The organism is Shewanella sp. SR44-3 (assembly GCF_014163735.1).
Lineage (GTDB): Bacteria > Pseudomonadota > Gammaproteobacteria > Enterobacterales > Shewanellaceae > Shewanella.
The window spans coordinates 40,119-49,167 of the sequence record NZ_JACJDV010000027.1 but is presented as its reverse complement, the minus strand read 5'-3'; the positions used below and the strand labels follow the sequence as shown (position 1 = coordinate 49,167).

The 9,049-nt window shown below is 45.1% G+C and carries 7 protein-coding genes; 1 reads left to right on the top strand and 6 read right to left on the bottom strand.

All coding sequences use genetic code 11. From position 1 onward, the window contains the following. Positions 1-388 precede the first annotated feature (388 nt). Together secA and H5073_RS13160 are read right to left on the bottom strand one after the other, a co-directional pair. Positions 389-3,112, bottom strand: coding sequence for a preprotein translocase subunit SecA (gene secA, locus H5073_RS13165; protein ID WP_182680029.1), 2,724 nt, complete (start codon positions 3,110-3,112; stop codon positions 389-391). Positions 3,113-3,169: 57 nt separating this feature from the next. Beyond that, complete coding sequence (locus H5073_RS13160; protein ID WP_182680028.1) at positions 3,170-4,069, bottom strand: M23 family metallopeptidase; 900 nt, start codon at positions 4,067-4,069, stop codon at positions 3,170-3,172. Positions 4,070-4,096: 27 nt separating this feature from the next. Here H5073_RS13160 and H5073_RS13155 point away from each other — a divergent pair, with 27 nt between their 5' ends. Further along, entirely contained in the window at positions 4,097-4,549 is a 453-nt protein-coding gene (locus tag H5073_RS13155; protein WP_182680027.1) for a DUF721 domain-containing protein, read from the top strand. Positions 4,550-4,553: 4 nt separating this feature from the next. Here H5073_RS13155 and lpxC read toward each other — a convergent pair whose 3' ends face one another. The 4 genes from lpxC to H5073_RS13135 form a co-directional block, all read right to left on the bottom strand. After that, complete coding sequence (lpxC, locus tag H5073_RS13150; RefSeq protein WP_182680026.1) at positions 4,554-5,474, bottom strand: UDP-3-O-acyl-N-acetylglucosamine deacetylase; 921 nt, start codon at positions 5,472-5,474, stop codon at positions 4,554-4,556. Between the two features lie 222 nt (positions 5,475-5,696). Next, entirely contained in the window at positions 5,697-6,890 is a 1,194-nt protein-coding gene (gene ftsZ, locus H5073_RS13145) for a cell division protein FtsZ (protein ID WP_182680025.1), read from the bottom strand. A gap of 26 nt (positions 6,891-6,916) precedes the next feature. Then, positions 6,917-8,152, bottom strand: coding sequence for a cell division protein FtsA (gene ftsA, locus H5073_RS13140; RefSeq protein ID WP_182680024.1), 1,236 nt, complete (start codon positions 8,150-8,152; stop codon positions 6,917-6,919). After that, complete coding sequence (locus H5073_RS13135; RefSeq protein WP_182680023.1) at positions 8,153-8,920, bottom strand: cell division protein FtsQ/DivIB; 768 nt, start codon at positions 8,918-8,920, stop codon at positions 8,153-8,155. Positions 8,921-9,049 lie beyond the last annotated feature (129 nt).

The window sequence follows — 9,049 nt, the reverse complement described above, 5'->3', positions numbered from 1 at the left end:
GCTTTGAAACATTCTATTTGAAGGCTTCAAACTGACTCGTTAGTTACCGCAATAATGGCGTGAGCCGCTTGCCGTGTCAGTGGTTGCGCATTATAGGGAGCTTAATTTTTTACGCAAGGGCTTTTGTGTAAAAAGATCATCTTTTAGCGATCTTTTTTCACCTTATCCACTTAACTACACGATACGCACCATTTACCCCCAAAGTTATCCACAATTTTATATTTTAAGGTCATTTCAACACTCTCTCTAATGAGGGATAATACGATTCGTTCGCGGTTTAGCTACTGCTAAAAATGAAAAGGCAGCCAAATAAGGCTGCCTTTAACTGACTGAGTCTGATTTATTTGTCTTTAATAAGTATCTAAGACGGTCATCAGCTTACTATTGGTTAGCTTAATTTGCCGTGACACTGTTTGTACTTTTTACCAGAACCACAAGGGCATGGATCGTTACGGCCCACTTTGTCACCTTCGCGGATCATTGTCTTTGGCATCTCATCGCTTGGCTCTTGCTCATCATCTGTTAATGCTTGCGCTGCTGCATGTTGGTAGTCACGCTGGATCTTAGCTTCTTCCTCACGATGACGCTGTTCCATGTCGTCCACATCAGATTGTGCTTGAACTTGCACTTTAGACAGCACGCTTATTACATCATGCTTCAATGAATCTAACATCTGCTGGAAAAGCTCGAATGATTCACGCTTATATTCCTGCTTAGGATTCTTTTGCGCATAGCCACGTAAATGTATGCCTTGACGTAAATGATCCATCGCTGCTAAATGCTCTTTCCAAAGTCCGTCTAACGTTTGCAGCATAACTGCTTTTTCAAATTGACGTAGCACATCAGAACCAACCATGGTTTCTTTAGCTTGATAGGCTTCACTCCATGAAGCTACGATGCGTTCACGCAAGGTTTCTTCATGCAAGTCTTCTTCTGTCTCTAACCATTGCTGAATTGGCAACTGAATGCCAAACTCATGATTAAATCTCTGTTCGAGCCCTGCTACATCCCAAAGCTCTTCCAATGATTGACGTGGAATGTATTGATCAACAAGATCGTTAATCACATCGGCTTCAATATTTTTAATGGTATCTTGGATACTTGTGGCGTCCATCAATTCATTACGCTGTGAGTAAACCACCTGACGTTGATCATTTGCAACATCATCGTATTCAAGTAATTGCTTACGAATATCGAAGTTACGCGCCTCAACTTTACGCTGAGCATTTTCAATTGCCCTTGATACCCAAGGGTGCTCAATGGCTTCGCCTTCTTCCATACCAAGCTTTTTCATCATGCCTGATACTCGCTCTGATGCGAAGATACGCATTAAACTGTCTTCCATTGATAAATAGAAGCGTGATGAACCCGCATCGCCTTGACGACCTGAGCGACCACGGAGCTGATTATCAATGCGACGAGACTCATGGCGCTCTGTGCCTAAAATATGTAAACCACCCGCTGCAATAACAGCATCATGATGAACTTTCCAATCAGCACGAATTTTTGCGATTTGCTCATCGGTTGGATCAGTTAAGTTTTCAATTTCAACTTTCCAGTTACCACCCAAGACGATATCCGTACCACGACCAGCCATATTGGTGGCGATAGTTACCGCGCCGCTGCGACCTGCTTGAGCTACAATCTCAGCTTCTTTTTCATGGAATTTAGCATTTAACACGCTATGAGGTATTTTGGCTTTTTTCAGTAATGACGCTAACAGCTCAGACTGCTCAATTGACACAGTACCCACGAGTACGGGCTGCCCGCGTTCACGACAAGCTTCTACATCTTTAATAATCGCGGCATATTTTTCACTTGCGGTCAAATAAACCAAATCAGCCATATCATTACGAACCATAGGCTTGTTGGTTGGCACCACTACAGTGTCGAGACCATAGATGTGCTGAAATTCAAATGCTTCAGTATCGGCAGTACCCGTCATACCAGCAAGTTTTTCATATTGGCGGAAATAATTCTGGAATGTAATCGAAGCGAGCGTTTGGTTTTCATTTTGGATATGAACCTGCTCTTTGGCTTCCACAGCCTGATGTAAGCCTTCTGACCAACGACGTCCTGGCATAGTACGACCAGTATGCTCATCAACGATGATCACTTCATTGTCTTGTACTATGTAATCCACATCTTTTTCAAATAAGGTGTGAGCACGTAATGCTGCTGTCACATGATGCAATAAAGAAATATTGGTTGCTGAATACAGAGAATCTCCTTCAGCTAACATGCCTGCCTCGATTAACAGCAGTTCAACTTTCTCTTGACCACGTTCAGTTAAATGCACCTGCTTTGCTTTTTCATCTATGCTGTAATCGCCTTCACCTATTTCATCTTCGGTATCTTCTTTATCTTGGCGAATGAGCGATGGAATAAGCACGTTAACTTTACGGTAATGCTCTGAACTATCTTCAGCAGCACCGGAAATAATCAGCGGCGTACGGGCTTCATCGATTAGGATCGAATCCACTTCATCGATAAGTGCGTAATGCAGTGGACGTTGCACGCGCTCTTGAGGTGAGAACGCCATATTATCGCGCAGATAATCGAAACCAAATTCGTTGTTAGTACCGTAGGTGATGTCAGCGTCATAGGCCATCTTCTTTGCTTCTTGGCCAATACCTGCTACGTTAATCCCAACTGATAGACCTAAAAATTCAAATAATGGACGGTTATTTTCCGCATCACGACCTGCCAGGTAGTCGTTCACTGTAATTACGTGCACGCCTTTACCGCTTAAACCATTTAAATAAGCGGGCAGTGTCGCTGTCAAGGTTTTACCTTCACCTGTACGCATTTCTGCAATACGGTTACTGTCCAACACCATGCCGCCTAAGAGCTGGACGTCGAAAGGACGCATATCGAATACACGAACAGAAGCTTCACGCACAGTAGCAAAAGCTTCCGCCATAATGTCGTCTAAGGTTTCACCTTTTTCTAAACGCTCACGAAACTCAAGGGTTTTTGCTTTGAGTTCATCATCAGAAAGCTTCTGATAGTCAGCTTCTAAGGCGTTAATTTGGGTGACGATTTTGCCAAGGTTTTTTAAGGTACGGTCGTTTCGACTTCCGAATAATTTTGTCAGTAGTTTGCCTAACATCTTAATCACTATCTCTTGTAGGTTGAGTTTAATTGAGTGCGCTAACCGCTAATGCTATTAACTTGTCTTGCGATAGACATATTTTCGAGGATCGATTTGCTGTCCACTACGTAATACTTCGTAATGTACATGGGGACCGGTAGACCGACCTGAACTTCCCATTTTGGCAATCTTCTCGCCTTTGGCAACCACGTCACCTACGTTTACTGACAAAGCCTTATTATGCCCATAGCGGGTGCGCAGACCATTACCATGATCTATCTCCACTAACTCACCATAACCAAACATGTTTCCGGCCCAAGTGACAACACCAGCTGCTGTTGCTATCACATCGGCCCCTTCTGTTCCGGCGAAGTCTATGCCTTTATGCATAGTCCTGCGACCATTAAAAGGGTCATTTCGTAAACCATAGGGCGAAGATAACCAACCTTTATAGATTGGTCGCCCTGATATATAACGCTCTTCATCTATATGGAGATTAGATGCCACTGTTTCAAGTAGAGACAGCTGAACATTATTATTATCAATTCTTGAAGCCAGCTTATCCATGTCATCGATAAGCTGATTTAATTCAATACTAGAGCCTAACTCACTCGGTCCACCGACTCCGATTTCATTGGTGAAATCAAATTGGTCATCGAGAAGATTATGTTGAGCCACTTGTTGACCAAGGGCTTCGAGGCGGGTAATTTTTGCTTGCATCTTGGCGACATGAGTCACTAACGTCACCAATTGAGATTCGGTTGCATTTTTAAGTTGCAGTACTTGCTGCTTTTGTTGTTCGCGCAGTTTTTGATTTTTGTCAGCTTTAGCCTGCTGGCTTTCAAAGCGCTCACTGCTATATTGATATATGCCCGTGCCGGAGGCGAGCAAAAGGATAGGCAGCAGTAACCAACGCTTGCTCGGTTGCCAACGGGTTACGCCATTTCGGCCTTGGATAAAAACTGTTACACTCATAGCCTAAACCAGCCATTTTATTATCATATGAAAAAGCCCCCCCAAGACCTCAGCAATTTAGTATATCAATTCGGAAAACTGCCCGAAATGGCTGAGAAAGCAGAACTATTGAATAATCTTAATCAATACGTAAAACAGATACTCAATGGCCCTGTGGCGCAGGAGCTGAAAGTCGCTAACCTTCGCCAGGGTGTTCTTGTGATTGAAACCACATCGGCAGCGTGGGCCGCCAGGATAAATTTTCAGAAATCTGCACTATTAACTCAACTGCAGAATGAAACGCTCCCAATGCTTACCGCTATTGAGGTTAAAGTCAACCCAGGATTAGCATTAGCGCAATCGAAAACCAACATTGCTCACAATCAATTGAGCTCGGTCGCCGCTGAACACTTGCAGGCACTAGCTGAACACGTGGAAGGATCCCTAGGGGAGAAACTAAAACGGCTGGCTGCTTTGGCCAGCCGTAATAGGCAATCTTAACGCGTCATGCTAAGGCTTGAGCGCCTGGCACCATAAAACTCACGGGGACATCAGCCTCTTTGTCGAAGCTTACTAATTCCCAAGCGTCTTGCTGTACTAATAAGGCTCTAACTAACTGGTTATTCAGCGCATGGCCGGTTTTGAATGCACAAAACTCGCCTACTATCGCATGACCTGCTACATACAGATCACCGAAAGCATCAAGGATTTTGTGTTTTACAAACTCGTCCTCATAACGCAGACCATCGGGGTTAAGGACGCGGTATTCATCTAACACAACCGCATTTTCCATGCTGCCACCCAGGGCTAGATTATTAGCACGCAAGTACTCAATATCGCGCATAAAACCAAAAGTACGTGCACGGCTGATGTCTTTTACAAACGCTGATGTCGAAAAATCCATCACCATATGTTGCTGACTGCGGGCAATTTCAGGATGAGCGAAGTCAATTTTAAAATTAACTCTAAAACCTTTGAATGGCTTTAACTCAGCCCATTTCTCACCGTCTTCGACACGTATAGTCTTATTGATTTTGATGTATTTTTTAGCTGCTGCTTGCTCTTTAATACCCGCACTTTGCAATAAAAACACAAAGGGACTCGCACTGCCATCCATAATGGGGATTTCAGGGGCATCAACTTCGATAATCGCGTTATCAATGCCAAGTCCAGCTAATGCTGCAAATAGGTGTTCAATGGTTGAGATACGGATACCGGCATCATTCACAAGCGCGGTACACATAGTGGTTTCACGCACTAAATCAGCCTTGGCAGGGATAGACACTGCTGGGCTTAAATCAGTACGGGTTAATACTATTCCAGAATTAACCGGTGCAGGCATAATGCGCAGCGTCACCTTGTTGCCGGAATGTAATCCAACACCAGTGGTCTGTACCATTTTTTGAACAGTTCTTTGAAAAATCATTCAGTTACCCGTCGTAGTCTCAATAAAAATCTCATTAAATACTGCCATGACTTTAGCTCAAGCGGCAGACAAGAGCGATATGCTAGCATAAATTTAGCTGATCACAAAAAAATCAGTCAGAAAGACTACTGCAATCGTCACCTTTAACAACATCTGCTTGCAACTATTCAGCGCGCTGCACTCATGCCATAGCTAAGACTTAAGTGCATCACTGGTTCATACTTAATCGGCTTGCTTGCGCAAAAAAGCCGGGATATCTAAGTAATCACCATCGGCACGTGACATAGGTGCAGGGCTTGGCGCACTAACACTTTGCATCGCTGCTGCTGTGTTGCCATTGCCTTTTGTCGACATGTAGTTTTGCATTGGTTCTTCTACAGGCTCTGGACGCACTTCAACTGCGGCAATTGGTTCAGGGCGGCTAACAGGCTTAGCAACCAATTGAATATCAGCCTTTTTCTCGGCACCAATACCTGTTGCAACCACAGTCACACGTAGCTCATCGCTCATTTCTGGGTCGATAACCGCGCCCACTACCACAGTCGCGTTTTCAGAAGCATAGGCTTTAACATGGTTACCCACGGTTTCAAGCTCTTCGATGGTAATATCCATACCCGCTGTAATGTTAACTAACACGCCACGCGCACCGGCTAAATCAATATCTTCAAGCAGTGGACTTGCCACCGCAGCCTCGGCTGCTTCTTCGGCGCGATCATCACCACGTGCCACCCCTGTGCCCATCATGGCATTACCCATTTCTGACATCACGGTTTTCACATCGGCGAAATCGACGTTAATTAAACCAGGGCGAGTGATTAGCTCGGCAATACCTTGTACCGCACCAAGCAATACATTGTTAGCTGCGGCGAACGCATCCAATAAAGAAGTACCACGACCCAGTACTTTTAATAGCTTTTCGTTAGGGATAGTAATTAACGAATCTACATGCTTTGCAAGCTCGGCAATACCTTGCTCTGCATAAATCATGCGCTTCTTGCCTTCAAATGGGAATGGCTTGGTCACAACGGCAACGGTTAAAATGCCTTGTGAGCGAGCAATTTCAGCAACCACTGGCGCCGCACCTGTACCTGTACCGCCACCCATACCCGCTGCGATAAAGATCATGTCCGAGCCGCGGATAGCCGCAAGGATATTCTCTCTGTCTTCTTCAGCAGCTTGGCGCCCCACATCTGGATTAGCGCCAGCGCCTAGGCCTTTAGTCACATCGCGGCCAAGCTGAATTGTTGAGCCTGCACTTGATTTACGCAATGCCTGAGCATCAGTATTTGTAACAATAAACTCAACACCTTCGATGCTGTGCTTAACCATATGTTCGACAGCGTTACCGCCGCCACCACCGACACCGATGACCTTGATCACCGCTTCGTCTGAATGTGTATCCATGATCTCAAACATAGTCTGATCTCCGTTAGTCTGCGTTATTAAAATTCACCCTTAAACCAGCTTTTGACCCGATTCAAAAAGCTAGTAACCCCTTGGCGCTCTGGTCGCTCGAACTGACGCTCGATGACTCGTCTAGCACCATAATGAAGCAAACCTATTCCTGTTGAGTAAATAGGTTGATCAACATATTCGTATAATCCTTTTACTGGTAGCGGCGATGCTACCCTAACTGGCATGCCAAAGGTAGCCTCGGCAATATCCACAGCGCCAGAAATCGACGCGGTGCCTCCGGTGAGGACGATACCAGCTGCGATTTGATCTTCAAATCCACTTTTTTGTAATTCTTTAAGCACCAATTCAAACAGCTCTTGGTATCTTGGCTCAACCACTTCGGCCAAGGTATGCCGTGACATGCTCCGAGAAGGTCGGCCTCCCACTGAAGGCACTTCAATACTATCTTCACGGCTTACCATGGCACTACGCGCACTGGCAAACTGCACCTTAATTTGCTCAGCATGAGTCAAGGGAGTTCTAAAAATCTTAGCGATATCTGAAGTCACTTGGTTACCCGCAACCGGGATCACTGCGCAGTGACGTAAAGCGCCATTGGTGTATACCGCGATATCTGTGGTGCCGCCACCAATATCGACAATGCATACCCCTAAATCTTTTTCATCATTAGTCAGTACTGAATCTGCTGAAGCAATACCTGAAAAAACCAAATCATCAACTTTAAGGCCGCAGCGCTCAACGCTTTTAGTGATATTTTTTGCCATATCATTAGCACAAGTCACTATATGTACCTTGGCTTCCATGCGCATGCCCGACATGCCGATGGGACTCTTAATGCCGTCTTGCACATCGATGGCGTATTCCTGTGGCAGCACATGAAGAATACGTCGCTCTGTTGGGATCTTGACCGAACGCGCCGTGTGGATCACATTGTCCACATCTTCTTGAGTCACTTCTTCATCATTAATCGACACCATGCCATTTTCATTTTGACAATGTATGTGCTTACCCGAGATGCTCAAATACACTGATGATACTTGGCAATCTGCCATGAGTTCGGCCTGATCTAACGCCCGCTGTACGCTGCGCACAATAGAGTCGAGGTCGTTAACTCCGCCTTTATCCATTCCCCGAGAAGGATGATTGCCTAAGCCGACAACACTAATTTCGCCGTCAGGTAGCACTTCGCCAATGATCACAGCCACTTTAGAGGTGCCTATGTCTAGCCCGACGATGAGGTTTCTTTCCTGATTTTTGATCATTTATTGTCGACTCTCTTGTTTTGTCTCATTCCAGCCCACCGCAAATCCTGTGTCATAGCGTAAATCGACCTTGGCAACGGGCTTACTACTCTTTTCTAATGTCGGATACACATTAATAAATCGTTGCACGCGGGACATTTTATCCTCGCGGCCAAGTTCAAGCAAAATGCCATTGTCTAACTGAGCACGCCAAGCGCGTCTCGGGCTTAAACTTAAACTCACCAATTTAAAACCGTTTATCGTCAATAAATCATTGAGCTGCTTAAAACTAGTAAGCACTTCATTGGCCATGGTTTCTGGCCCCCAAAGTGCAGGTAGTGCTGCAAGTTCTGTTAACAAGGGCGCTTCAAACACTTCCCCCTGAACATTAAGCCAGGCTTTGTCGTTCCATCTAGCGACTGTCACTTGCTCTGTTAAGTGCACTTTAAACTGTGCCGGCCATTCCCGGCGTACCTTAGCCTTATACACCCAAGGTAAAGATTCTAATACCTGCTGTACCTGAACCACGTCGGCACTAAAGAAGCTACCTTGCATCAAATCTTGTAATGCATCTTGGATCTCATCGTCCTTGGTAAACATCCGTTCGCCTTTGACCGCAATCGCTTCAATGGGCAAAGCATCTGCATCATTAAGTAAGGCATGTAATTGCACACTGCCCCAGCCAATGCCAGCAAGAACACTCACAAGAAACACCAGACCAGAGTAAAAATACCAATTCACCCTAGATAAGGCCTTTCTGAGTTGACGCCCCTTATCACTCCACGACACGCTATTTTCGCCCCTGAGTCTGTCGCAGAAGGTGCTTCTGCCGATCGGTCATTGTATCGACCTTTATCATTAAACTAAAGCTATCAACTAACACCAATCAATTGATTGTTAGCTGATTTATTAACCGTT